Raw genomic sequence first — 25,426 nt, forward strand, 5'->3', positions numbered from 1 at the left:
GCCCTGGCTGCCGCCGCGGGGATGTTCACGGGAGGGACGGCTTTGGACGCTCGACAGAAAGCCCGCGTGCCCGCGCCCATTCGGCCCGGGCCCGACATGCGCGCGGGGCGCGACGCGCGCGTGGCGCAGGCGTTTTTCCTGCGAAAGGCGCCCTGGCCGTGGCGGCGCGCGTTGTCCGCCGGCCTCAGCTTGTTCGTCGTGATCGCGCTCGGGGCGCTCTTTCACCGCCCAGCGGATGGGCTGGTGGCGGCCATCGGCGCGTTCACCGGGATCTATGCCACGGACCTGCCCCCGTCCCGGCTGGCCGTGAAGCTGGCCGCCGTGGGCGCGGGCCTCAGCGCCTCGTTTGGCCTCGGAACGTGGGCGAGCGTCAACCCCCTCGCGGCCACCGCCGCCGTGACGGTGGTTGGCGCCGTCGCGACCTTCCTCGCCGCCGCGCTGTCCATGGCGCCGCCCGGGCCCTTCTTTTTCGTCATGGCGGCCGCGATTGCAAGCGGACAGGCGCGCGGCGTCCCCGTCCTGGCAGGCACGGCGCTCGTCCTGGCCGGCGCGGCCGTGGCGTGGACGCTCTCGATGCTCCTCGCCGTCGCGTGGCGCACCGCTCCCTCGGGTCACGCGAGCCGGCTCCACCGCATGACCCCGAGGCGGGTCGCGCGCACGCTCCGGCGGCAACTTCACGTGCGCCATCCTGCCGTCGTCGCCGCGCTGCGGATGGCGACGGGCCTCGCCCTGTCTTCAGCGGCAGCGCAGGCGCTGCACAGCCCGCGCGGCTACTGGACGGCCGTCGGTTGCGCCGCGACGCTCGCCGGCATGACGGTCATGGGCACCCTACACCGCGCCATCCAGCGGGCGCTCGGGAGCGTTGTCGGCGTCGCCTTGGCCGGCGCCATTCTGTACGCGCACCCGACGAGCATGGAGCTTGCCATCCTGCTCTTCGCCCTCCAGACCGCCGCCGAACTGCTCATTCCGAAAAACTACGGGCTCGCCGTCATCTTCATCACGCCGCTCGCCATCCTAATTGCGGAAGCGGGCCAAATCGGCCTGAGCGCCCCCGCTATCCTGCAGGCGCGCCTGTGGGACACCCTACTCGGCTGCGCCATTGCGCTCGCGCTCAGGTTGCTGTGGCGCGCGCCCCGCGGCGCCTGAGCGCCGGCAGGACGATTTCCGACCGATCTCGACCTCGCACACCGCGTTTCGACAAGTTCCGCTTTGCAACACCGCCTCGCTGCGCTACACTTCGACATGCAAGGCAGATTCGCTTCACTCGACATCTCGGACCCACGCGGAAGAATCGGGCTTCGTCCCGGTTCTTTCTGTGCTTTTAGGGGGCCTGTCGACAACCTGCCGATCCGCCCAACCTCGGACTGCACAAAGGAGCGCATGCTGCGTTGAACCACGGTTTCCGCCGCGCCTATCCCTCTGCCCTGCTCGCCCTCGGGCTCACGGTTCCGTTCTGCGCAGCCTGGGGCTTGTACGTTCAGACCCACAGCCTGCTCTGGGTCGTCGTCGCCGTGGCGTGCGGCCTGGAATTCTTCCCGCTCGAGCTGCCCGGCGGGCGGCAGTGGTCCACGTCCGTCTTCTGCTACGTGTGGGCCGCCGATCAGCTGGGTTTTGGGGCCGCGAGCACCACCATCTTGTTCAGCGTGATCGCAGCTTTCCTGCGCTCTGCCGAGGGCAAGCTCACGGCCGCCCACTTGAAGCACCTGTTCATCGCGCTCGGCACGCACCAGCTCGCGCTCATCCCGGCGTACGCGGCACTCCACCGCGCGCTCTTCCTGCCCTATCTGATTCGATCCGCCCTGGCCGCCTTGATCTTCGAATTCTTGCGCGCCGCAGCCCTCGCCCTCATGCAGAGCTCCACGCGCCGGCTGCGCGACTTCGCGGCGGCGTTTCGCGGTCTTCACCCGGCGGCGTTTCTCATCCCCGCGTCTCTCACCGCGCTCATCTCCGCGCGCGAGACCGACTGGACCGTCACGCTGCCCACCGCTGCGCTCTTCGTCGGCTTCCTCTGGCTGTCCCGCGCCCGCGCCCATCTCGCCGACGAATGCGAGTCCACTCGCCAGGTGTACCGCGTCCTCGCGGAACACTCGGCCGATCTCGTCCTCATCGCCGATCCGTCCGGCCAGATCTCCTTCGCGTCGCCCGGCTTCCTCGCCTCGGCCGGCCTCAGCCGCGAAACGCTCGTCGGCCGCTCCTTGTTCGATCTCGTCGCGCCGGAAGACTTTGCGCGCTTCGACGAACTCTTCACGCCCTCGGGTGCCGACGGCCAGGAGCACGAGCTGGCGCTCGAAATCGATGGCCTGCGCGTCGACGTCGCGCTGCGCGTGACCTTCATCTCATCGGGCGGGCCCCATTCCTCGAGCTATCTCCTCCAGGCGCGCGACCTCGCGCCCTGCCGCCTACGCGCAGCCGACCGCCTGCGAGAAGAGCGGCTGGAAGCCGTCGGCCACCTCGCCGCGAGCATCGCGCACGAGTTTCGCAACCCTTTGACCACCGTGATGGGTTTTGTGCAATTGTTTCGCTCGCAGTTCGACGAGGCTGCACCCGGCGCGTACGAGGCCATCTGGGCCGAGCTCGAGCGCATGAAGGACGTGACCGATTCCCTCATGGTCCTCGCCAAGCCCGAGGCCGTCCAACCCATTCCGTGCGATCTCGCCGACGTGGCCCAAGCCGCCCTCCGGGCGTGCGACGCGCTCGCGCTCGAACGAGGCATCTCGGTCGATCTCGGCCCGCTGCAACAGGCCCCGGTGCTCGGCCACCCGGGCCAACTGCGGCACATGATGGTTCATCTCCTGCGCAACGCCATCGAAGCGGCCGCGGAGACGCACGGGCGGGTGGTTCTTTCGACGGTGGCCACGGAGGCCGAGGCCATCGTGCACATTCTAGACACGGGGCCCGGCATTCCGGACTCCGTGCTCGAGCACCTCGGCGAGCCGATGTACAACACGCAGGAAAAGGGCACAGGGATGGGCCTTATGGTGGTGCATCGCATTGTGCAACAACACGGCGGCAAGATCCACATCCGGCGCACCGAGGCCCCGAGCGGTAGCGCGGTGGAAGTCCGCCTTCCGATCCACCGTGGGTGACGCGCGCCGCCCCCAGCTCACCCGAGGTGGCGCCGGCGGGATCGATCTTCCGCGCGCGCACCGGGCGCGCTCTGCCTCGCCCACTTTCCAGCGCATATCTTTGACAGACATGCCTGCCGTAGCTTATAAATGATGACGAGCTGCCCATCTGTAAGCGCTACAGCCGGAGAGACAAACAATCGGTTGTTTACATGGGCAAGCGCCAGCCAATCGGAAGGGAGGTGCACACGGTGAACGAGACACAGAAGCCGTCCTCGAAAGCGAAACGGTGGTGGTATTTGCTCATCCTCGCACCCGTCATCGGATCGCTCTTTCCGGGCCTGTACGGTTCGCTCAAGCCGGAGCTGTGGGGCATCCCGTACTTCTACTGGTACCAGATGCTCTGGATCATCATCGCGGCCGTCATCACCGCATTTCTGTACAACATCTTGAAAGACGACTGAGGGTAAGGGGGTGAGTGCATGCAGATCAACTGGACTGCGTTTTCTATTTTTATTATTTTCTTTCTCTTTGTCGCTGTTCTTGGCTTCGTCGCCGCGAGGTGGCGGCGCGGAGATCTCTCCCACCTGGAGGAATGGGGTCTCGCCGGACGCCGCTTCGGAACGCTCATCACGTGGTTCCTCGTCGGTGGAGACCTTTACACCGCCTACACCTTCATCGCCGTGCCGGGACTCATGTATGGAAAGGGCGCGCTCGGCTTTTACGCCGTGCCGTACACCACCGTCGTCTACCCCATCTTCCTGCTGATTCTGCCGCGGTTTTGGTCTGTCGCTAGGTCGAAAGGCTACGTCACCGCCTCCGACTTCGTGCAGGGACGCTACGGCGACAAGTTGCTCTCCTTTGTCGTCGCGCTCACGGGCATCTTCGCGACGGTTCCCTACATCGCGCTGCAGCTCACCGGCATGCAGGCCGTCATCACGGCCATGGGCATCCCGGGAAGCTGGCCGCTCATCATCGCCTTCATCATTCTGGCACTGTTCGCCTACACGAGCGGCCTGCGCGCGCCGGCGATGATCGCCGTCGTGAAGGACCTGATGATCTATATCACCATCATCGTGGCCGTCATCCTCATCCCCATCAAACTGGGTGGGTTCGGGCCGATCTTCCACGCGTCGGCCGCGGCGCTCGCCAAACACCATCCGCCGGGGTCCATCGCGCTGTCGCCGAAGCTGTACGCGACGTACGGAACGCTCGCCCTGGGCTCCGCGCTCGCGCTGTTCCTCTACCCGCACGCGGTGACGGGCGTGTTCAGCGCGTCCAGCCGCCAGGTGGTGAAGCGGAACATGGCGCTGTTGCCGGCCTACTCGTTTGCGCTCGGCATCATCGCGCTGCTCGGCTACATGGCGCTCGCGGCCGGCGTGCACACGAAGTCGACGAACGAGGCCGTTCCGCTCCTGTTCCTGAAGGAGTTCCCGACCTGGTTCGCGGGCTTTGGCTTCGCCGCCATCGGCGTCGGCGCACTGGTGCCCGCGGCCATCATGTCCATCGCGTCGGCCAACTTGTTCACGCGCAACATCTACAAGGCGTTCTTCTCGCCCAACGCCTCGCATGAAACCGAGGCGCGCGTGGCCAAGATTGTGTCGCTCATCATCATTCTGCTGGCGCTCGTGTTCATCCTCGGATTCCCGCAGCAGTACGCCATCAGCATGCAGCAGGTGGGCGGCATTCTCATCCTGCAGACGCTGCCGGCGGTCGTGTTCGGTCTCTTCACGCGCTGGTTCCACCGCCGCGCGCTGTTCTTGGGCTGGCTGGTTGGCATCGTGCTCGGCGTCCTCATGTGGGCGAGCACGGGCTATCAGTCCACAACCTACGCGGTGGGCGGTGTGACGGCCTACGCGGGCATCTGGGCGCTCATCGTGAACATCGTGGTTGCGCTCGTGTTCACCGTGCTCTTCCGGGCCATGGGCCTGTCGAACGGCGAAGACGAGACCGTCCCGTCCGACTACCACGTCGACGCGGAAACGTCCGCCTGAACGGGCGCCATCCCGGCCATCCCCCATCTCCCGAGACACGTCCCCTATCGACCAACGGGGCCCCACGCGCGGGCCCCGTTTCGCTGTGTCGGTACTATCCCCTTGTGCGACTGGCTCCCCTTGCTGCTCGCGTCCTATGCTGCTGGTGCGCCTGCCCTGCGTCGGCGAAATCACCCCACGTGCCGCCTTACGCCCGGCGCCTGGATGTGCAGGGATACAGGCTTAGCGCGAGCCACTCTCCCAGCGCCACATTGGCGGCGATGCTAAGGCAGACCGCCACCTCGTAGGCTGTGGCAAACGAGAGCCCAATCACGTGCACGCCGAGCCACGTGAATCCCCGGTTCAGCGCGTTGGTGTCGAGAAACACGTAGCTCCGAACGGCCCAGCGCCCGTGGGCGTCCGGGCGGCGCTTGTGCGCCATCCAGTAGACGAAGAACGCGGCGACGAGCCAGTACACGTTCAGCAAATTGAACGCGACGGTAACCACCTCGCCACCCGTCGCCTCTGGCGCCAGATAGCCACTCGTCCCGTCGACGCCGAGGACACCCGCGAGGTACAGATAGCCCACGGCCCGATGCAGCGCAGGGTGCGCGCGGGCCCTCGTCCAGGCGAAATTCAGCGCACCCGCCAGAATGGCGACAAGCGCGCTCGCCACGTGAACATGAAGGACAACGAGCCACGCGCCGCGCGACAGATGGCGGTGAAGGCCCGTCTTGTGCGCCAGAAACGACACATCGCCCGGATCTGCGACGAAGCTCGTGTACGCCATGTACACGACATACAGCGCAGCTGCCAGGAACACCGTTCCCGCAGCCCACCCGAGCCTCTTCGCCGCTCGAGACCATCCCACAGGCACCCCTCCATCGGCCAAGCTCCGCACGTAGGTTTCTCGGCCGATGAACCGAATCCCTGCTCACGGGTAGACGTGGCGACCCCGTTCGTCCGGAATGCCACACTTTCGATAAAAGTACGTGTTGATCACGTCCCGCCACTCGATGGCCCGCTGCACCTGGTCCTCGAGCCGCGCCATGACGCGCTCGAACCGGACGGGATCGATCCGGCCCTCCAGCCGGCGCCACGCCTCCACCATCCAAACGACTGCCTCGACGCCGTCGAAGTGCGCATCGTAGATGTGCTGGATGACCGTCTTCCCCGAATGAAGCACGTGCGTGTAGGGCACGTGGTGGAAAAACAGCAGGAGCTCGTCCGGGCACGTCTCCAGGTGCTCGTACAGGCTTCGCACCGGCTCGTGGTACTGGCCCGTGTAGCCCGTGCCCGTGGCCATCGTCCGGTCCACGCCGACGCCCTGCCAGTCCGCGTAATGGTACGTGCCCCATTTGGAGTACTCGTACCCCTCCGGATTCGGCCCGTCGTGGTGGCCGGGATTCACCATCCAGCCCACGCCGAGCGGCGCCGTGTACGCCTCGTAGGCCGGCCAGGACGCCATGAGGATGCCCTCCACCGCGCGGACGACGTACGGGTCATCGCCGAACGTGAGCCGCGCCCACTCGCGCGCGATCTCGGCCGGATCGAGCGACGGATCCCAGGCCAGGCGGCCGAAGGCGTACAGGTTGGCCTGCGCGAGCGAGTGCCCCGTCCAGTTGACGTCGTCGCCGACGTTCGCGACGCCCGCCATCCCGCCGCGCGGCCTGCCGTACAGCCTTCCGCTCACCACTTCGGCGACCGTCGATCCCGGCCCGCGGGCGTGGGTGTCAAAATCGAGCACCTGTTTCCACATCGGCGCGAGGTAGCAGACGTGGCGCTGCTGGCCCGTGTATTCCTGCGTGATTTGGAACTCAAGCATCACGTTGGTCGCGGAGAGCCCGCCGAACAAAGGCGAGACCGGCTCGCGCACCTGAAAGTCCATGGGGCCATTTTTGATCTGGAGGAGGACGTTGTCCATGAAGCGGCCGTCGAGCGGCATGAAGTGATCGTACGCGGCGCGAGCGCGATCGGCCCGCCTGTCCCGCCAGTCCATGAGACAGTTGTAGACGAAGGCGCGCCAGATGACCACGCCGCCGTGGGGTGCAAGGGCGCGGGCGAGCATGTTCGCGCCGTCGGCGTGATCGCGCCCGTAGGTGAAGGGGCCGGGCCGGAACTCGGAGTCCGCCTTGACGAGGAAGCCGCCGAAGTCCGGGATGTGCCGGTAGATGCGATCCGCCGCCGCGCGCCACCAGGCCTCGACGCACGGATCGAGCGGATCCGCGGTGGGCAGGTCGCCGAGATCGACGGGGCTGGCAAAGTTGACGCTGAGGAACACCCGGATGCCGTACGGGCGAAAGGCGCTGGCCAGCCGCGCGACATGGGGCAGGTACGCCTCGGTGAGGAAACGCGTCTCAATCTCGTGCACGTTGACGTTGTTGATGGCGATGGCGTTCACGCCGATGGACGCGAGCAAGCGGGCGTAGTCTCGCACGCGCCCCTCGTCAAAATCGATTTGGCCTGCGCGGTAAAACAGCGACCGGCCTGCGTACCCGCGCTCAATCGTGCCGTCGGCGTTGTCCCAATGATCCAACATTCGCAGGTCGTTCCTAGGCGAGGAGACACAGGGTTCGCCGAGCGGTTGACCGAGCCGCAGGCGGCGAATGAGGTGGAATGCGCCGTAGAGGACGCCGGCGGGCGCCCGCGACACGAGAGCCACGCCTCCCCCGTCCACCGGCAGGACGGCGTAGGCTTCATCCGAATGCGCGCCGGCAAGCGCTTCTTGCGCGGCCTCGCGCAGCCCGCTCGGCAACGCCGACAAGACGCCCATGGCGACGCAGGGGACGCTCGGCGCAACGCCCGGATCTCCCGCATCGCCCGCCAAGAGCGCCGGGCTTCCCCCTGACGCGGCCCGCACAGCGCGCGCCCACTCCGCCGCCGCGCACTCCAGGACCGGGTGGCCCGCCGGGCCGAAGACCGCCATGCGTCGCGCCGCCTCCGGCACGCCGTCCGGCAGCGGGCTCTCCTGCAACCAAGCGCGGTAGTCGAGATCGCCCTGAGAGGTGTTCGTCAAGGCGTGTCACCTCACACGTAGCCGTTGGCGAGGAAACCGCCGTCGGCGATGAGAATGGTGCCCGTGACGTAGTCGGAATCGTTCGAGGCGAGAAACACCGCCGGGCCGGCGATGTCCTCGGGCTGGCCCATGCGGCCTGCGGGGATGCGCGCGACGAGCTTCTCCGGCTTGTGAATGCCGCGCTCGATGTAGTCGCGGACGATCTCCGTCATGATGAAGCCCGGGCTGATGGCGTTCACCTGGATGTTATGCTTTGCCCATTCCACCGCGAGCGCCTGCGTCAGCTGCCGGACGCCGCCCTTGCTCGCCGCGTACGTCGCTCGCTCCGGGATGCCTGCGTGCGCGACGATGGACGTGATGTTGATGATCTTGCCGCCCTGCCCGCGCGCAATCATCCCGCGCCCCACGGCCTGGCAGAACAGAAACGTGCCGTCGAGGTTGACGTTCAAGCACGCCTTCCACCGGTCAAACGAGAGGTCCGCAGACGGTGCCGCGACGGAAATGCCCGCCGCATTGACCAAAATGTCGATCCGGCCCCATCGCTCCTCGGCGGTCGCCACCGCGCGCCAGGCGTCCGCCGGATTTGAGACATCGCAGACCACCGGAAGCGCGCGGCGTCCCGTGTGCGCCGTGATCCACTCTGCCTGCGCCTCAAGCTCGGCCTGCGTCCGGCTGACGAGACACACGTCCGCGCCCTCCTGCGCGAACCTGCGCGCAATCGCCGCTCCGATGCCCCGCCCGCCGCCGGTGACGAGCGCCACCTTGTTGTTCAACCGCATGTTCAGAACCTCCTCCCGCGCCCGTCAGGGGCCAAAGAACGCCGGATGCCGCGCTTTGATCCCAGGCAAATCTTCCATCAGCTTCGCCAGGTGATGGTGCATGGCCTCCGCGGCTTGATCCGGATGGCCCGACAGCACCGCCTCCGCCACTCGCTCGTGTTCGCCCACCAGCCGCTTCATGCGCTCAGGCTCAAACAGCGACAGCATCCGCACCCGGTTCAGGTGCCCCCGCATCTGCGCCACGATGGCCGTGAGCGTCTCGTTGTCAAACTGCTGCAAGAAGATCTGATGAAACCCGTCGTCCGCCTGCATGAACCGGAGCGCGTCCGCCGATTCGGCCGCCTCCCGCTGATCCTCGAGCGATCTCGCCATCTCCTGCTCGAGCCGAGCGCGCATCGCCGTATCCCGGGCGACGTCCTCCGCGAGGCGGCGGATGACGGCAAGCTCCAGGCTCTCCCGCACAAACCGCGTCTCTTCCACCTGCCGCTCCGAAATTAAGGCCACCTTCATGCCCCGCTGGGGCAGCACCTCAATGAGCCGCTCCATGGCCAGCGCGCGCACCGCTTCCCGCACCGGCGTGCGGCTCATGTTCAACATGCGCGTGAAGTCCGATTCGTACACCGTCTGCCCTGGATGCAGCCGTAGGGACAAGATCTCCTCGCGGATGGCCTCGTACGCCTGCTCTCCGAGCGTCTTCTTGGCCACACCGTAGGTCACACCCGCGATCACGTCCGCACCTCCCTCGTCGACGTTCGATGCTATTCTACCGTATACTTGTATACCCAAGCAAACCAAAATCGCGGAACCTGCGGCGCGCCACCGGCCTTGCGGCCAGCGGCGCCCCGAATCCTCCGCCTCAGCCCAACCCTTTGATGGCCTGCGCCAGGTTGGCGACGTTCGGGGTCCCGATGCCGGAGGCCGGATCGTACCCCGGCACAGCGTTCCAGTACCAGTTGTTGCCCGTCGTCAGGTCGTTGAACGGCTGGTTCGCGCCATACCCATCCTGCTTCATCAGCTGGTAGAAGATAGGGTCGAGGAAGCCGACGCGGCCTCCGACGTATTGATCGATCAGCGCCGTGATGCCATTCAGCTGCGGCGCCACGAAACTCGTGCCACCGTAGCCCGCGAGCCACCCGCCGCCACTCCAGTAGACGAGATAGCCCGTCTCTGGATCAGCGTCCATCGAGACGTCGGGCAAATTGCGGCCGGCATAGTTGCTCGGCAAGTTGTACGTGAAGGGCGATCCGTACAGCACGCCCTGCGAATCGGTGAAGGCCTGGTTGGCCGCGCTGTTCTGCACGCCGCTCACGCCGACCTGATACCACGGGCGCGGGAAGGCGACGCTGACGCCGCCGCCCGCGCCAATCGGGAACAGGCCCTGGTAGCCGAGGTTCTGCAGGTACTGCCACGACCAAGGCTGCTCCTGCGTGATGTTGACTTGGCCGAGCGAGAACGTGGCAGAGAACGGAACCGTGGTGCCGCCCGCCGCGGTGACGAACGGATCCGACGCCGGGAAGTCGACCGTCAACGGCGTGGAGAAGCCCTGAGAAGGCGGGAAATCGCGGGCGGTGTCGTACGCACCCGAATCGCCGGCGGCCGCGTAGACCGAGATGCCCTGCGCCGCCGCCTCCATGAACACCTGCGTGAAGGCGAGCAGCTCATCCACGTACGACTGGCCCTGGTTCATCTGTGGCAAATAGTCGATCTCCGGCTGGCCCCAGCTCACCGACAACGAGTCCACCAGATTATCCGAGACCGCCTGGTAGAACGCGTCGATAAAGCCCTGGTCCGTATTCGGCGCGTCGTACACGACGACGTTCGCATCTGGCGCGATGCCTCCGGCCTGCTCGACGTCGAGCGCCGTCTCCACCGATCCGTCATCCAACTGCCCGCCGCCGTCGACGTTCACCATCTGGATACGATTGTGCGCCACGTGCAGGCCGATGCCCTTCCAGTAGGTGTAGGCGTCCTGCGGGTTGAAGTTCGACAGCGTGACAATGCCGACCGTCTCGCCCTTGCCCGTGATGCCCTTCTGATAGAGCGGATTGATGTCGTAGCGATTCGCTGTATCGCCGACGGTGTAGCTCCCCGGCGTGCCCGTCGCCGTGCCGCCCCCCTGCGGCAAAACCACCTTGGGCGACGGGATGCCGGCCGCATTCGGCGTCTTGACGGTGAGCGACTGCGCCGCATTGGCCGTATCGAGTCCCACCACCGCGAGCACATTGGTGAGGAGCGCCGTCGGGATCTGCGGCGGCTTCTTCGGCGCACGGAACACGTGCCCGTTTGCCTTGAAGAGGTCGATGGCCGTCTGGAACGCATTATCGAACTGCTGAATGGTCCCCTGCACCTGGAGATCCAGATGGTTCGCGCTGACGTTCACCACCTGCAGGCCGTATTGCTGGAGCTCCTGCTCAATCTGCTGGATGGTCTGAGACGAGGGCGCGAACTGCGCCGCAAACTGGCTCGTCGTCAAAAACTTGTGATACTGCGCGCTGCCGGGTGTTTCAGTCTGCTGAATGTACGTCTGCAAGGCGGTTGGATTTTGCACGCGCAGGATGACCGACGCCGTGACCGTCTGGCTCGCATTCGCCGGTCCTAAATCTTGCGCATTTTCCGTCGACGGATTGGCGAGCGGCGCGGCCTGCACGGCCTCCGCGTCCATGGTCGGCACCCCGACCGCCAACATGCCAAGCGCGGCCGAAAGCCCAAACGCGAGTCTCTTCCACAGTCCCACAAGAACGCCCCCTGATGTCCGAATCGAGGCTTGCGCCAGATGGATTCGGCAGTGGGAGCGTGGATTCCTTCAGCGAAATGCATCGATTTTTGTAGAAAATCGAGGAAAACGGCGCAAGTCACCGTGCTCGCGACGTTGCGCCGTGTCTTTCCAGTATCGCACCGCGACTCCGGGCTCTTGGCGCGATGGCCTCTCCCGCTCGCGCGTCCCTTGCATGAATCGCGCCGCGCCTCACGCCCCGACCAGGCTGCCGGATGCGGAAATTTCCTCTTCCACCGTCGTCGCCTCCTGCACGCGCGCCTCCAGTTCCCGCGCGTGGCGCTCGGCCTCTTCCTCACTCCATCCGCACGCCGCGGCCATGTATCGAATGACCGCGTCCTGGTTCGCCCGCAGCCAGTCGATGTCGAAGTAGAGCGCGCCCGTGCGGCGAATGAAGAAGTCAGACGGCGTCACCACCATCTCGTGCCGCAGGCCGTACTCCAGTTCCGCGTAGACGTCCGGCCTCAACCCATGCGCCTCTGCGCGATCCCGCCCGGACGCAAGCAGGTTATAGACGAGATCGACATTCGTGCCGTACCGGCGCGCAAGCCGCCTCGCGTCCGCCTCCGCCAGGCCGAGCTTCACGCCGCGCTGCACACGCTCCTCCACAAACGCCGGCATCTTGTCCGATCCGCCAAAATCGCCGCCCGAGTACGGGATCTTGTCCGTCGTGCACGGCCCAAAGCGGCGCCCCTCTTCGGCGGCCAGCTGGCCCGCGACCATGTCCACGACCTTCTCGGCCATCTTACGATAACCGGTGAGCTTGCCGCCGGCGATGGTCAAGAGGCCGGACGGCGAGACAAACACCTCGTCCTTGCGCGAGATTTCGGACGGATCCTTGCCCTCCTCGTGGATGAGGGGCCGAACTCCCGCCCAACTGCTCTCGATGTCCTCCGGCGCGAGCTTGACGCTCGGGAACATGAAGTTGACGCAGTCGATGAGATAGTCGCGGTCCGCCTTCGTCATGCGGGGATGGACGAGATCGCCGTGGTAATCGGTGTCGGTGGTGCCGATGTAGGTCTTGCCTTCGCGCGGGATGGCGAAAACCATGCGCCCGTCGGGCACGTCGAAGTACACAGAATTGCGAAGGGGGAACCTTTTCCCGTCCACCACGATGTGGACGCCCTTGGTGTGGTGGAGGGTCTTGCCGGACTTCGATCCGTCCTTCTCGCGGAGCTCATCCACCCAGGGGCCGGTGGCGTTGACGACCTTCTTCGCCCGGACGGCAAACGTTTCGCCGGTGAAGACATCCTCGACATTGGCCCCTGCCACCCGGCCGCCCTGATAGATGAATCCCGTGGCCTTCGCGTAGTTGAGCGCCGCGCCGCCCATCTCAACCGCCTTCTTCAAGATCTCGAGCGTCAGGCGGGCGTCGTCCGTGCGGTACTCGACGTAATAGCCGGCGCCTTTCAACCCCTCGCGGCGAAGGAGAGGCTCAATGGCGAGCGCCTCGTCGGCGCGAAGCATTTTGCGGCGCTCCGACCGTTTGACGCCGGCGAGCTTGTCGTAGATGTAGATGCCCACACTCGTCGCGAGCCAGCCGTACGTCCCACCCTCGATGATGGGCAACAGCATCCACACGGGTGTCGTGACGTGCGGGCCGTTCTCGTAGACGATGGCGCGCTCCTTCCCGACCTCCGCCACGAGCCCCACCTCAAACTGCTTCAAATACCGCAGGCCGCCGTGCACTAGCTTCGTCGACCGGTTGGACGTGCCGGCGGCGAAATCCTGCATCTCGACAAGGGCAGCCTTCATCCCGCGCGCCGTCGCGTCGAGCAGAATCCCCGCCCCCGTGATGCCGCCGCCGATGATGAGGAGATCAAACGCCTCATTTGCCATCTGCGCTTTGATGGCCGATCTCGCCGACCAGGAAAAACGACCCTCCGCCATATGGTGCGCCTCCTTTACATCCGAACAAGAGAAAAAACCACAAACCAAGCGCCTTCTCAGGCACCTGACCTGTGGTTTTCTCATCATCTCAACCATGTTTGATGAACTTGTTGCCCCCATTATAACGCTGATGGGGGAGGGGGATCCAGAGTCATGAACGCACAGCATCCGCAGTGGGATGAAACTCGTGCGTTCGCAATGGACTAAGCCGCGCATATCGGTCTTTCACCAAGTGGTGAACGTAAATCATGTCGCGATCTTCGGTGTCATTCGCGCATTTTGTGCCTGCCGAACCGCTTCCTCCCATGAAAGACCACTCTGTAGCGCTACGGCTGCTACCACAGCTCCCTCGACTAGAGGAGCATCTACGAGATGTACCCGAGCTTGCGTAGCAGAATCCAATAGCTCGAGGGCCACCTCCGCGTTTAAAAGCGAGCTACCTAAGTCAAATAGTACAATCACATGGTGCGACTGAGGCACTTCGAAGATCGCTGAGCGAATGCTCTCGGCACTCGTGCCCAGTGTCTCGCTCGAGGCCGACGCTACAGCAACCTGCACATTGGGCGCTACCTGATGCAGTAATTCTGCTAATCCCGTAGAAAGCTTGCCACTATGAGAGACAATCACAATACCTGCGCCGTCCATGGGTCCGCCTCCATGCCCTCAACCAGCGTGATGGCAAGACACTCAAACAGTATGGCACTCGAGACACTTCCCGGGTCACACGTTCCCACACTGCGCTCCCCTAGGTAACTTGCGCGCCCACGGCGAGCCACCAATTGACGAGTGTTTAGCGCTGCTTGCCTCGCTGCGCGCGATGCCTCCCGCACGCCATGTTCTGTCGGGTCGCTCGATATGCACTCAGTGGCAGGCGCCCAAACGTCCACCATCGTTTTATCGCCGACATTCGCACCTCCTCGCTGCTGGATGCCGGCGAGGGCTGCGTTCAAGCCATTGGCTAGGTCTTTTATAGATATGTCTTCCATTCCACGCCATGCTTGCGACATGCGCAGAAAGGCGGTTGCGTATAAGGGCCCGGATGCTCCTCCTACGGTCGATAACAGCCCCATCGAAACCTTGTGAAGGACTTCGCTAGGGGACGCTGCCTCCCCCAAGTGTTCACATGCCGCTCGAAATCCGCGCAACATGTTCGTTCCATGATCTCCATCTCCAATCCGGTTGTCGAGTTCGTCCAAAAGACCCTGAACTGCAGTAAGCCTGTCTCGATAGCCATATAACCAGGCTCTCACGTGTTCAACATTCATAGCCCTGCTCCCCCTAGCGCCATGCAGGTGCATGTGCAGGCGCATCAAGCAACGACTTGAGCTCGGAATCCAATTTCAGCACGGTAACTGAAAAACCCGCCATGTTGAGTGACGTCATGTACTCGCCTACAAGGGACTTATAAATCTTCACTCCGAGATCATCAAGGCGAGCTGTCGCATATCTAGCGCAGATGGACAGTTCTCCCAGAGGAGTCGCGCCCATGCCGTTAATCATTAACGCGACTTCGTCGTTCTCTCCAAGGGATGATTCTTCAACAATTCGACTAATCAGAGTATCCACCAGTTCTGCAAGTGGGGCGATAGGACCTCGTCTCACACCTGGTTCTCCATGAATACCAATGCCGATCTCGACTTGTCCAGCGGGGAGTTCAAAACTTGATTTCCCAGTCGTCGGTAGCGTGCATGGGGACAGGGCCAGCCCCATGCTAAACACACGGGCGGCCACCTTATCTGCGATCCGTTTTACTTCCTGCAGCGAATCACCGCGCTGCGCACTGGCGCCTGCTATTTTATGGACAAAGACTGTCCCGGCAACGCCCCGTCGACCAATGGTGAATGTGCTGTTCTCAACAGCCACGTCGTCTGCGACAATCACCTTTTCGACAGCAATCCCTTCGTCCTGCGCCATTTCAGCCGCCATTTCAAAGTTCATGACATCGCCTGTGTAATTCTTGATTACCAAGAGCACTCCGAAACCTTGATTCACCGCTCGAATCGCGCTTAGCACCTCGTTAGGTGTAGGCGACGTGAAAATCTGCCCCGCGACAGCCGCGTCCAGCATGCCGTATCCAACGTAACCCGCATGAGCTGGTTCGTGCCCACTGCCTCCACCCGACACCAAGCCCACCTTGCGGTCGAATTGCGCTCTCACAACAACTTGGGTACCCTGTAGCCGAGCAAGACCTGGATAGCTTCGAACGAAGCCATCCAGCATATCCGTGACGAACCTGTCCGGATTCGGGTGCAAGACATTCATCATGAGCCCCTCCCCGCGGAAGACCTACATACGCGAATACCGTCCGACAAGTCCACCCCATGTAGGTGAAACGTCACCGAATTAAGGGGTGTCCTCCTGCGCCCATCCCATGGTGCGCTCCACGGCGCGCTGCCAGCCTCGATACAGGCGCGCACGCGTTTCAGCATCCATCTGAGGTTCAAACCGGCGTTCTACCTCAACGCTTTGCGCAATTTCTTCCTTCGACCAGAAGCCGACAGCGAGCCCCGCGAGATACGCGGCGCCGAGTGCTGTGGACTCCGTGATGCGCGGGCGCTCCACTGGCACGCCGAGAATGTCCGCCTGGAACTGCATCAGCAGATTGTTGGCCACCGCGCCCCCATCCACGCGCAGCGACTTGAGCTCGATTCCCGAATCCCGCTGCATCGCATCGAGAATATCCTTGGTTTGGTACGCAAGCGACTCGAGTGTGGCTCGGATGATGTGCTCTTTGCGGGTCCCGCGCGTCAAACCGAAGATGGCGCCGCGAGCGTACATATCCCAGTACGGCGCACCGAGCCCTGCGAATGCGGGCACCACGTAGACACCGCCCGTATCCTCCACCTTGCTCGCAAAGTATTCCGAGTCCGCCGCCGCGTCGAAGAAGCGGAGTCCGTCCCGCAGCCATTGAATCGCCGCCCCGGCGATGAAGACGCTTCCCTCTAACGCGTACGTGACTTTGCCGTCAAGCCCCCAGGCGATGGTCGTCAACAGCCCGGACGGCGACGCCACAGGTTTCTCGCCTGTATTCATGAGCATGAAGCAGCCCGTGCCGTACGTGTTCTTCACCATGCCCGGTTCGAAGCACGTCTGGCCAAAGAGCGCCGCCTGTTGATCTCCAGCCATCCCGGCAATGGGGATGTTTGCGCCGCCAAACGTATGCTCGTCGGTGTGACCGTAGACTTCCGAGGAGGGCCGAACTTCGGGCAACATCGCCCGAGGAATGCCGAGAAGATGAAGCAATTCATCGTCCCAGTCGAGCGTGTGAATGTTGAAGAGCATCGTCCTCGAAGCGTTGGTGTAGTCCGTCACGTGAACTTTCCCGCGCGTCAAATTCCACACGAGCCAAGTGTCGATGGTGCCAAAGAGGAGTTCGCCGCGCTCGGCGCGATCGCGCGCGCCCTCGACGTGATCGAGGATCCACTTGATCTTGGTGCCAGAGAAGTAAGCGTCAATAACAAGCCCCGTCTTCTCGCGAATGGCGTCGGCGTGGCCGTCTGCCTTCAGCTGATCACAGATGTCTGCCGTGCGGCGGTCCTGCCACACAATGGCGTTGTAGATGGGTTTCCCGGTCGCCCTTTCCCACACGACGGTGGTCTCGCGCTGATTCGTTATCCCGATGGCCGCCACCTGTTGCGGAGACACGGCCGCCTTCTCCAACACTTCGCGAGCAACGCCGCTCTGCGTGCCCCAGATCTCCATCGGGTCATGTTCCACCCAGCCCGGCTTTGGATAGATCTGCGTAAACTCCTTCTGGGCAATGCTGTGGATGCGCCCGGCGTGATCGAACAAAATGGCGCGGGAACTCGTGGTCCCTTGGTCGAAGGCAAGGACAAAGTTTTTATCTCCCATGATACACCTCTTCCTCCACATAACGTAGCGAATAGCGATTCAGGCTTGTGCTTTCGCAGCAGCGTGAACCGGACCTTCCACTTTAGCCCTGTTGGGGTTGCCCGGCATGAAGGGGCGCAGGACGAAGTTGTATAGGGCGCCTGCCACCAAACCGCCGATGATGGGTGCGACAATGGGTACCCACCAGTAGTCATTCGGCCCAGGGAACGCGTTCTGGCCCCAACCAGCAAGCCACCCGAAGAGTCGAGGGCCAAAGTCGCGTGCAGGATTCAACGCCCACGCCTCAAGTTCACCACCATACCCACCTACCATCGCGACTAGCAGGCCAACCACGAGAGGAGTGAGATTCCCGAGCTGCCCGTTAGGATTATAGTTGTCTGAAAACGCAAGGATGAGGAGAACAAGAGCGCCGGTGAGGATAATTTCGTCTATAAATGCGTGACCCGTGGTGATCCCGACATTCGGGTGCGTGAAGAAAATGCCCGATGTCACGAGTCCGCCCGGACCGCTGCGCGTCGTATGGTGTGCCGCATTAAAAGCGTTGATGGCCGGAGAGAACAGTGTGTAGGTGAGCGCGGCCCCTAAGAATCCTCCGATGACCTGAGAGACGATAAAACCAGGCACCTTACGCCACGGAAATCCGCCATAGATAGCAAAAGCTATGGTCACAGCAGGATTGAGGTGTGCACCAGATATTGAGCCAACAAGGTAACAAGCCATTGTGACTCCGAGACCCCATAAGATACATATGCCCCAGTAGTCGCCGGAGAATGCATTATACAAAATGGCCATCGCTGCTACGCTATCACCGACCATCAGCAAAAACATCGTGCCGATGATCTCCGCCAGGTACTCACCCCAGACTGAGTGTTTCACGAGCCTACCTCCTTACAATATTGAAGGTGACAGGGGCTGGCTGTTGACATGGCGTCCGGATCACCATGTCAACTGGCGCTTCGCGCGCAGGCGCCATTTTCCAACCTGAACCGTGCCTCCAAAAACAAAGAGACGACTGACAAATGCGTGTGGGCATTCCCACATATCTTTGCCGCCGTCTCCGAATCTCAGAGGCACGATATATGAACTTGCCTTCAGTATACCCAGCTCTCAGGACTTTGTAAAGGCTTTCAGAAGCCAAGAACAAAAATCCCCTCACTGCCCTTACAGCGTCTTTCAGCGTGATTCGCCCCCCACTCACCCGAGCCCCTTGATCAAGATGCTCCCCACCATGTCCGCGGCCCTATCCAGCCGATCCGCCGCGTTGCTCAGGTGGCGGTACACCTCGCGCATCCGGAAGATGTGGTGCACATCCTGGCTCAAGAATAGCTTCGCGTTCGACTCCCGGTACAACTCCTCCATCCGATTCTCCATCTTCTTCGCCCGCACAATCGCCGAATGCACCGCAGGCCCTGGCTTTCCCAGTCCCGCCACCGCCTCCACCAGCGCATCCACGCCTTCCTTCAGCGCCTCCGCCATCTCGCCGATCGCCGGCTCAAACGGAATCGCGTACACCAGAAACTCCTGCACCGTCGTGTGCGCATAGTCGAGGATGTCGTCCAAGCTGCGGGAGAGATCGTAGATGTCCTCCCGATCCATCGGCGTCATGAAACTGCGAATGAGTTCCTCAATCACGTTCCGCCGAATCGCGTCGCCTTCCCGCTCCAGCGCATGCATCCGCTCCGCGTACCGGCGCAGTTCAGCCTCTCCCGGCTCCTTCTCCACGATCTCGCCAAGCAAATGCACGCCCCGTTGCGCCTGACGCGCCTGCGCCTCGAGCAGGGCGAAAAACCTCGATTCGTTTGGGCGAAGCCACTGCGCCAGCTTGCTCATCGGTATCCCTCCCACACAAACAGTTGTCCCGTCACACATCCGACTACAAACGCGAGCGGCATGGTCATCAGCCACACGCCTGCCATCTTGCGCACCACGCGCCACCTCACCCGTCGCGCGTGCGCGCTCGCGCCCACGCCCACGAGCGAGCTGTCCAGCGCCTGCGTCGTGCTCACCGGCCCGCCAAGGCTTGACGCCGCAATGACGACCGCCGCCGTCGCGAACTCGTTCATCACCGCGTGAATGGGGCGGATGCGAAACACGTGTCCTTGAATCGTCCGGGCCACGCGCCAGCCGCCGGCGAGCAACCCGGCGAGAAACGCTGCCGTCGAAAAGCCCACCATCCACGGAGCCACGTGGAAGGTCGCGCGATGATGAGTGATGCCCGTCGTGATCGCCAAAAGCCCCAGCGTTTTCTCCGCATCGTTTGCGCCGTATCCTATGCATACGCACGCAGACGTCGCAATCTCTGACCAAAGGGCGGCACGTCCCGCGCGCGCCGAAACGCGGCCGAGCAACGCCCGGGCGACCAGATGGACCAGGTATCCCACCACCCCTGCGATGAGGACGCTCACGACGAGCGACGCGGCCACCGTACCGACACTCGCCCAGCGCACGCAGTGGATGCCGAGCATCACGACACCGACTCCGCCCATGGCGCCGACGAGCGCCAATGTGATGCTCGTGGGCAGCCTGGAAGCGTAACATGCGACGAGCGTGAGCAGTGTCGCGACGAGCGCGGCGGTGACCACGGGCGAACTGAGTGCCGAGATCGGCAAAATGCCGGCTCCGATGGTCTGTGCCACGCGCGTGCCGACGAGAAATGGCGCGGCACACATGCCGAAGCTCATCTCCGCGATCACGACCACCACCGGCAACATCCGCGAACTCGCGAGCACCGCGAGCAGATTACCTCCATCGTTGAGCCCGGAAAGCGCCGCAAAGAGCGCCACGAGGGCGTAAATCACGAAATGGTTCATGGTTAGCCCACCTCCTCGCATCTCATCGCGTGGAGATCGGGTAGAAGATATATTATAGATCCGCGAGGCGAGATTGAGAATGGTTCTGCGAATGCGAGGTGGCGGTGGGACGAGGGGCGGATGGGTGGAGAGGGGCGAAGGAAAGCTGGGAATGCAGCGAGGGAGGCGCGCCGCTCGGCGCGAAGGTAAACCGAGCGGAGGAGCGCGAGCGGGGAGTTCGAGCGAGGGGACTTCTCGGGCCGTGACGACCGCCGAACAAGGCGCTCGGTGGCGCAGCGAAAGGCCGCAGTACAGGCGATGGCATGTCTGCATGGGAAGGATGCTGGTCGGTATTGGTCAGGGGCGCGGTGATAGGGGGTTCGAAAGTTCCCGCGAACCGCGAACCTCGATCGATGGCTCAGACCATGGGGGTTCGCGAAATTCGTGGAGGCCGCATCAGGACTGGATCTTTTGCCACAGGGAGGGTATGATGAAGGAGAGGAGCGCGGCTGTTTCGGACCGGCGTACAAGAGGTTCGCGATTTTGGCCTGGGATCCCGCGCCAGAAGCGGCATGTAGGGAGTAGGGTTACTCCGCCGAGATCGTCGGCGGCCCCATTGAAGGCGTCCACGAAGTTAGGTGCATTCGGATCGGGTACAAAGTTACTCCGCCGAGATCGTCGGCGGCCCCATTGAAGGTTCTACGGCCTGCTTCAGATCGGGATCTTGTGTCTGCAGTTACTCCGCCGAGATCGTCGGCGGCCCCATTGAAGGCTGCTGTGGCTGTCGGTGTTGCGATAGTTTTGGTGATGTTACTCCGCCGAGATCGTCGGCGGCCCCATTGAAGGCACCACCCATGCTCCGGACAGTGATATTGGAACCCGTTACTCCGCCGAGATCGTCGGCGGCCCCATTGAAGGAGCGCGAGAATCGCCAGATGGCGAAGTCACTGGTGAATGTTACTCCGCCGAGATCGTCGGCGGCCCCATTGAAGGCGCATCCTCAAGTAGATAATCATGCTCATCGTGCAAAGTTACTCCGCCGAGATCGTCGGCGGCCCCATTGAAGGTACTTGGGGATGCTTCGCAGTGGCCGACACTTGTGCGTTACTCCGCCGAGATCGTCGGCGGCCCCATTGAAGGCTTTCCGTGCGCGATCGGGGAACGTGTTTTTCCCGCGCGTTACTCCGCCGAGATCGTCGGCGGCCCCATCGATTGATGGAAGGCATCTGGATGTCAAAGTGACCGCGCTCCTCGCTCGGACCAGCGACAGCTGGTCCTTTTTTCTGCTCACGCTGTCGGAACAGCCCTCTTCAGATGACCATAACCTAACGTTGACGTTAGTTTCCGATTGGCGTAGACTTGGCGGTGGTGTGCGAGGAGGTGGAAGATGGATCGCGACAAAGCGTGGACCGTGGAGGCCGTGGCAGAGCGGCTGGGCGTGACGCCGCGCACACTCCACTACTACGAGGAAAAGGGCCTCATTCCGGAAGTTCCGCGAACACCTGGCGGGCATCGCGTGTATGACGAGGACACCATTGAACGCATTGAACACATCCTTCGCCTCAAAGAAGCGCTCGGCTACTCCTTGCAAGAAATTCGGTCCATCCTCGACACGGAAGATCGGTTGAAGACGTATCGAACGCGGATTGCAGAGGGTCAAGAGCCTGAGCACAACGTGGAAATGCTCGCCGATGCCGTTCGGCTTCTGGAAAACGTGGTTCGCCACATTGACGAGAAGATGACGAGGCTCGCGGCCATGCGCGAGCAGTACTCGGACCGGTTGGCGCGCATTCGGGCCAGATTGCAACGCGAAGAGGCCGCCCATCGCGCGGTGGATGCGAGCAATGGAGAAAGTGAGTGAGGACGTTGAATGCGAGAAGTCCTGCGTACAAGTGGATTGCGCTTTCCAACACCACACTTGGTGTCCTGATGGCGTCCATCAATGGCACCATTCTGGTCATTGCGCTGCCGGTGATCTTCGCGGGCATTCACGTCAATCCCCTCCAGAGCGGCCAAACCAGCCTGTTGCTCTGGGTGCTCATGGGCTTCAACGTGGCGACGACGGTGTTGTTGGTTACCTTCGGCAGGTTGTCCGACATGTTCGGGCGCGTGCGCCTGTACAACCTGGGGTTTCTCGTCTTCACCCTGGGCTCCGTCCTGTGTTCGCTGACGTGGAGCCAGGGCCGTGCGGGCGAGCTGGAGCTCATCATCTTCCGCATGATCCAGGGGATTGGCGGCGCCTTCCTCTTTTCCAACAGCGCCGCGATTCTCACCGACGCGTTTCCCAACAACCAACGCGGCTTGGCGCTCGGTCTCAACCAAATCGCAGCGGTCGCGGGAAGCGTGGTAGGGCTTGTCTTGGGTGGGATTCTCGCCTCGACAGGTCACTGGCGATATGTGTTTCTCGTGAACGTTCCGATAGGAATTTTCGGGACCGTCTGGGCGTACCTCATGTTAAAGGAGATTGCGAAGCCGCAGCGGGATGCGAAACTCGACATTCCGGGTAACGCGAGCTTGGCCCTCGGCGTCCTGGCCCTGATGCTCGCGCTGACGTACGGCATCATGCCGTATGAAGGACACAGCATGGGATGGACGTCGCCGATGGTCTTGGCGCTCCTCGTCGGCGGTGTCGTGATGCTCGGCGTGTTTGGCGTGATCGAGCGGCGCATGCCGGATCCGCTGTTTCGCCTGGAGTTGTTCCGCATTCGGCCGTTTACGCTCGGCAACGTGGCGCTCTTCATGGGATCGCTTGCGCGCGGTGGCCTGAGCTTCATGCTCATCATATGGCTGCAGGGCATCTATCTGCCGCTCCACGGGGTGTCGTACGCCGACACACCGCTCATCGCGGGGCTTTACACCCTGCCGCAGATGGTGGGCTTTCTCGCCGCCGGTCCGCTGAGCGGGTACCTGTCCGACAAGTTCGGGCAGCGCGCCTTTGCAACGGGCGGCCTTTTGGTCAGCGCGGCGGGATTCTTGCTGCTCGCGGCCCTGCCCATCGATTTCAACCGCTATGCGTTCTGGGCGGACATCTTCGTCATCGGCGTGGGGATGGGCCTGTTTGCCTCGCCGAACAACGCCTCCATCATGAGCTCCGTACCCGCGGAGTTTCGCGGCGTGGCATCCGGCATGCGCTCTACCTTTAACAACGCGGGGCAAATGATGAGCATGGGCATCTTCTTCTCCATCGTGGTGGCTGGCCTCGCGGCGAAATTGCCGCAGGCGCTCGTGTCGGGGCTCACGGCGCACGGCGTGCCGGCGCAAGCGGCGGAGGCCATCGCGAAACTGCCGCCTACCTCGTCGCTCTTCGCGGCGCTCCTTGGCTACAACCCGCTCGAGTCCCTGCTCGGCCCGAGCGGCCTGAACGTGCTCGGCAAGCTGCCCGCATCGCAAACCACCGTGATCACGGGCAAGCACTTCTTCCCGACGCTCATGGCAGCGCCGTTTCACACTGGCCTCGCGCTCGCGTTTATCATCTCCGCGGCGCTCATGGTGATTGGCGCGGTGGCCTCGATATTTCGTGGCACGTACCAAGCGCCTCAGGCCATCTCGACGCGCGAAGCGGAGCGTATCGCCAAGTGACCCTTGGCGCGCATCAAAGCTGCCACAGCGCCCTCACGGACGTGGTCACCGCCGTCGCGCCAGCCGCGATGGCCCGCTCCACGTCCTCGGGAGTGCGCACAAATCCGCCCGCGAGCACCGGCAGCCCCGTCTGCTCGCGGATCTCCGCAATGAGCCGGGGCACCACGCCCGGCAGGACCTCCAGGAAATCCGGCCTCGCCTGTTGCAGCACGCGGTAACTCGTGCGCAGGCTGTGCGAGTCAATGAGGAACACGCGTTGGATGGCGATCACGCCCTGCTTTTTCGCCGTCGCAATCACGCTCGCGTGCGTGGAGATGATGCCGTACGGCCGGATCATTTGGCACAGAAACTGCGTCCCCGCCTCGTCGTGCTTCAGCCCCTGAATCAAATCCGCGTGCAGGATGAGGCGCTTGCCCGCTTTGCCCGCCATGCGCATCAAGCTCGGCAGCGCAGTCAGATTCGTCTCCAACAGCACCACCACCGGATGCGGCGTCTGCATCAGCTCCTCGAAGTCCTTCAGACTGCGCACGGCGGGCAGCACGCGCCGGCCCTCGAACGGGTTCATGCGCGCTTGCGCTCCGCGGACGACCGCTCGATCACGACCGGCCGTATGCGCTCCACCTGCGCCGGAAGCGCCTCCCCCTTGATGAGCCGCATGAGCATGGCGGCCGCCTGCTGGCCCTGCTGAAACACTGGCTGTTGAATGGTCGTCAGCGCGGGCGTGCTCGCCCCCGCCACGTCGGAGTCGTCGAAGCCGAGGATGGAGATGTCGTCAGGAACGCGAAGGCCCGCGCTCGAGGCCGCGCGCAGCGCCCCAATGGCCATGTAGTCATTGAAGCAGAAGACCGCCGTCGGCCGATCCGGCGCCTCCAAGATCCGCCGCATCCCCACTTCACCGCTCTCCATGTCGAACTGGCCGTGCGCCACCCAATCCTCGCGCCAGGTGAGGCCGAGATCGCGAAACACGGCCTGAACCGCCTGCAGGCGCAGCACGTTGTCCACGTGTTCGCCCGGCCCCGCAATGATCCCGATGGAACGATGCCCCAGATGGTACAGGTGCCGAATGGCGAGCCCGACGCCCTCCGCCTGATCGATGACCACGCAGTGCTCGGGGTTCGCGGCCGGATCCTGTTGCATATACACGACGGGAAATTTGTCGGGCAGATCCTTCAGCAACCGCTCCGTGACGCCGGAGAATTGGGGCAGGATGAGCATCCCGTCGACAGAATGTTCAAGCGCTTTTTTCGCTAAAACATCGAGTTTGTCGGGCATCACAATGTCGAACTGCATCGCATAGTTGTCCTCGGCGAGGACCTTCGAAATGCCCGCGAGCATGGGGAACAAATAGCCGTTCAAGCGAGGATCCAGACTCGGGTTGACGATGTAAAACCCAATGGAAAACACCTTGCCCGCGCGCAGGCTGCGAGCGCTCATCTTCGGATGATAATTGAGCTCTCGCGCCGCCTCGAGCACCTTGCGCAGGGATTCTTCGCTCACGCGCTTGCCATTTAGCGCCCAGGAGACCGTCGTGGGCGACACCCCCGCCAGGCGCGCGATATCCTTGACCGTGGCCACGCGTCCATCCCTCCTCGTGCCGGATGTCTGTTGATCTATGTTCACACGGATGGGTCGGTCTGCACAACCCGAAAAACAGGCTCATTGACATTATAGACAACCGACGCTATAACGAAAGTAAATCGATTTTACTAG

The 25,426-nt window shown here is 63.2% G+C and carries 21 protein-coding genes and 1 CRISPR repeat array; of the genes, 6 read left to right on the forward strand and 15 right to left on the reverse strand.

What is annotated here, in order from left to right; all coding sequences use genetic code 11:
* Positions 1-42: 42 nt before the first annotated feature.
* The 4 genes from AS26_RS04925 (at position 43) to mctP (ending at position 5,059) form a co-directional block, all read left to right on the forward strand.
* Positions 43-1,146: an FUSC family protein gene (locus tag AS26_RS04925; RefSeq protein WP_062306706.1), complete on the forward strand. Its 1,104-nt coding sequence runs from the start codon at positions 43-45 to the stop codon at positions 1,144-1,146.
* A 242-nt stretch (positions 1,147-1,388) separates the two neighbouring features.
* Positions 1,389-3,086: a two-component system sensor histidine kinase NtrB gene (locus AS26_RS04930; RefSeq protein WP_062306708.1), complete on the forward strand. Its 1,698-nt coding sequence runs from the start codon at positions 1,389-1,391 to the stop codon at positions 3,084-3,086.
* Between the two features lie 230 nt (positions 3,087-3,316).
* Positions 3,317-3,529, forward strand: coding sequence for a DUF3311 domain-containing protein (locus AS26_RS04935; protein ID WP_062306711.1), 213 nt, complete (start codon positions 3,317-3,319; stop codon positions 3,527-3,529).
* Between the two features lie 18 nt (positions 3,530-3,547).
* A complete protein-coding gene (gene mctP / locus AS26_RS04940) occupies positions 3,548-5,059 on the forward strand; it encodes a monocarboxylate uptake permease MctP (RefSeq protein WP_083515990.1) in 1,512 nt (503 codons plus the stop codon).
* Positions 5,060-5,246: 187 nt separating this feature from the next.
* Here the strand turns inward: mctP and AS26_RS04945 are convergent, their stop codons facing one another.
* From AS26_RS04945 to AS26_RS05000, 13 genes are all read right to left on the reverse strand, one after another.
* Positions 5,247-5,909 (reverse strand): DUF2306 domain-containing protein, encoded by a 663-nt coding sequence (locus AS26_RS04945; protein ID WP_245629619.1) that lies wholly within the window; start codon positions 5,907-5,909, stop codon positions 5,247-5,249.
* 63 nt (positions 5,910-5,972) lie between these two features.
* Complete coding sequence (locus AS26_RS04950; RefSeq protein WP_062306713.1) at positions 5,973-8,054, reverse strand: alpha-glucuronidase; 2,082 nt, start codon at positions 8,052-8,054, stop codon at positions 5,973-5,975.
* 11 nt (positions 8,055-8,065) lie between these two features.
* Positions 8,066-8,833, reverse strand: coding sequence for an SDR family NAD(P)-dependent oxidoreductase (locus AS26_RS04955; RefSeq protein ID WP_062306717.1), 768 nt, complete (start codon positions 8,831-8,833; stop codon positions 8,066-8,068).
* A gap of 24 nt (positions 8,834-8,857) precedes the next feature.
* The gene (locus AS26_RS04960; protein ID WP_062306720.1) at positions 8,858-9,562 is read right to left on the reverse strand and encodes a GntR family transcriptional regulator; all 705 of its coding nucleotides are present in this window, start codon (positions 9,560-9,562) and stop codon (positions 8,858-8,860) included.
* Between the two features lie 127 nt (positions 9,563-9,689).
* Positions 9,690-11,567 carry a S53 family peptidase gene (locus AS26_RS04965; RefSeq protein ID WP_062306722.1) on the reverse strand — a complete coding sequence of 626 codons (1,878 nt, stop codon included), beginning with the start codon at positions 11,565-11,567 and terminating at the stop codon, positions 9,690-9,692.
* Positions 11,568-11,798: 231 nt separating this feature from the next.
* Positions 11,799-13,496, reverse strand: coding sequence for a glycerol-3-phosphate dehydrogenase/oxidase (locus AS26_RS04970; RefSeq protein ID WP_062306724.1), 1,698 nt, complete (start codon positions 13,494-13,496; stop codon positions 11,799-11,801).
* A 246-nt stretch (positions 13,497-13,742) separates the two neighbouring features.
* Positions 13,743-14,141 (reverse strand): dihydroxyacetone kinase phosphoryl donor subunit DhaM, encoded by a 399-nt coding sequence (gene dhaM / locus AS26_RS04975; RefSeq protein ID WP_062306727.1) that lies wholly within the window; start codon positions 14,139-14,141, stop codon positions 13,743-13,745.
* Entirely contained in the window at positions 14,120-14,806 is a 687-nt protein-coding gene (gene dhaL, locus AS26_RS13780; RefSeq protein ID WP_306303049.1) for a dihydroxyacetone kinase subunit DhaL, read from the reverse strand. Before dhaL ends, dhaM begins: the two co-directional genes overlap by 22 nt.
* A complete protein-coding gene (gene dhaK, locus AS26_RS04980; protein ID WP_062306750.1) occupies positions 14,775-15,758 on the reverse strand; it encodes a dihydroxyacetone kinase subunit DhaK in 984 nt (327 codons plus the stop codon). Before dhaK ends, dhaL begins: the two co-directional genes overlap by 32 nt.
* Positions 15,759-15,839: 81 nt before the next feature.
* Positions 15,840-17,348: a glycerol kinase GlpK gene (glpK, locus tag AS26_RS04985; RefSeq protein ID WP_062306729.1), complete on the reverse strand. Its 1,509-nt coding sequence runs from the start codon at positions 17,346-17,348 to the stop codon at positions 15,840-15,842.
* 39 nt (positions 17,349-17,387) lie between these two features.
* Complete coding sequence (locus AS26_RS04990) at positions 17,388-18,224, reverse strand: MIP/aquaporin family protein (RefSeq protein ID WP_245629621.1); 837 nt, start codon at positions 18,222-18,224, stop codon at positions 17,388-17,390.
* A 318-nt stretch (positions 18,225-18,542) separates the two neighbouring features.
* A complete protein-coding gene (locus AS26_RS04995; RefSeq protein WP_062306732.1) occupies positions 18,543-19,178 on the reverse strand; it encodes a DUF47 domain-containing protein in 636 nt (211 codons plus the stop codon).
* Positions 19,175-20,158, reverse strand: a complete 984-nt coding sequence (locus AS26_RS05000) for an inorganic phosphate transporter (RefSeq protein WP_062306734.1) — start codon at positions 20,156-20,158, stop codon at positions 19,175-19,177. The genes AS26_RS04995 and AS26_RS05000 overlap by 4 nt, the downstream gene beginning before the upstream one ends.
* A 565-nt stretch (positions 20,159-20,723) precedes the next feature.
* A CRISPR array of direct repeats spans positions 20,724-21,352; the repeat unit is 37 nt; unit sequence GTTACTCCGCCGAGATCGTCGGCGGCCCCATTGAAGG.
* A gap of 172 nt (positions 21,353-21,524) precedes the next feature.
* Between AS26_RS05000 and AS26_RS05005 the strand changes: the two genes are divergently transcribed.
* Together AS26_RS05005 and AS26_RS05010 are read left to right on the forward strand one after the other, a co-directional pair.
* Positions 21,525-21,998, forward strand: coding sequence for a MerR family transcriptional regulator (locus AS26_RS05005; protein WP_062306737.1), 474 nt, complete (start codon positions 21,525-21,527; stop codon positions 21,996-21,998).
* The gene (locus AS26_RS05010; RefSeq protein ID WP_062306739.1) at positions 21,995-23,716 is read left to right on the forward strand and encodes an MFS transporter; all 1,722 of its coding nucleotides are present in this window, start codon (positions 21,995-21,997) and stop codon (positions 23,714-23,716) included. The genes AS26_RS05005 and AS26_RS05010 overlap by 4 nt, the downstream gene beginning before the upstream one ends.
* Positions 23,717-23,729: 13 nt before the next feature.
* Here the strand turns inward: AS26_RS05010 and AS26_RS05015 are convergent, their stop codons facing one another.
* The gene (locus tag AS26_RS05015; protein ID WP_062306742.1) at positions 23,730-24,281 is read right to left on the reverse strand and encodes a glycerol-3-phosphate responsive antiterminator; all 552 of its coding nucleotides are present in this window, start codon (positions 24,279-24,281) and stop codon (positions 23,730-23,732) included.
* Positions 24,278-25,291 (reverse strand): LacI family DNA-binding transcriptional regulator, encoded by a 1,014-nt coding sequence (locus tag AS26_RS05020; RefSeq protein WP_062306744.1) that lies wholly within the window; start codon positions 25,289-25,291, stop codon positions 24,278-24,280. Before AS26_RS05020 ends, AS26_RS05015 begins: the two co-directional genes overlap by 4 nt.
* Positions 25,292-25,426: the final 135 nt, after the last annotated feature.

This window comes from Alicyclobacillus sendaiensis NBRC 100866 (assembly GCF_001552675.1).
In the GTDB taxonomy this organism is placed as follows: domain Bacteria; phylum Bacillota; class Bacilli; order Alicyclobacillales; family Alicyclobacillaceae; genus Alicyclobacillus; species Alicyclobacillus sendaiensis.

Bases quoted from the DNA above. Each gene is read 5' to 3' on its own strand.
- mctP (WP_083515990.1), top strand. From the start codon at position 3,548: ATGCAGATCAACTGGACTGCGTTTTCTATTTTTATTATTTTCTTTCTC.
- AS26_RS04955 (WP_062306717.1), bottom strand. From the start codon at position 8,833: ATGCGGTTGAACAACAAGGTGGCGCTCGTCACCGGCGGCGGGCGGGGC.
- AS26_RS04970 (WP_062306724.1), bottom strand. From the start codon at position 13,496: ATGGCGGAGGGTCGTTTTTCCTGGTCGGCGAGATCGGCCATCAAAGCG.
- dhaM (WP_062306727.1), bottom strand. From the start codon at position 14,141: ATGGACGGCGCAGGTATTGTGATTGTCTCTCATAGTGGCAAGCTTTCT.
- dhaL (WP_306303049.1), bottom strand. From the start codon at position 14,806: ATGCGCCTGCACATGCACCTGCATGGCGCTAGGGGGAGCAGGGCTATG.
- dhaK (WP_062306750.1), bottom strand. From the start codon at position 15,758: ATGAATGTCTTGCACCCGAATCCGGACAGGTTCGTCACGGATATGCTG.
- glpK (WP_062306729.1), bottom strand. From the start codon at position 17,348: ATGGGAGATAAAAACTTTGTCCTTGCCTTCGACCAAGGGACCACGAGT.
- AS26_RS04995 (WP_062306732.1), bottom strand. From the start codon at position 19,178: ATGAGCAAGCTGGCGCAGTGGCTTCGCCCAAACGAATCGAGGTTTTTC.
- AS26_RS05000 (WP_062306734.1), bottom strand. From the start codon at position 20,158: ATGAACCATTTCGTGATTTACGCCCTCGTGGCGCTCTTTGCGGCGCTT.
- AS26_RS05005 (WP_062306737.1), top strand. From the start codon at position 21,525: ATGGATCGCGACAAAGCGTGGACCGTGGAGGCCGTGGCAGAGCGGCTG.
- AS26_RS05015 (WP_062306742.1), bottom strand. From the start codon at position 24,281: ATGAACCCGTTCGAGGGCCGGCGCGTGCTGCCCGCCGTGCGCAGTCTG.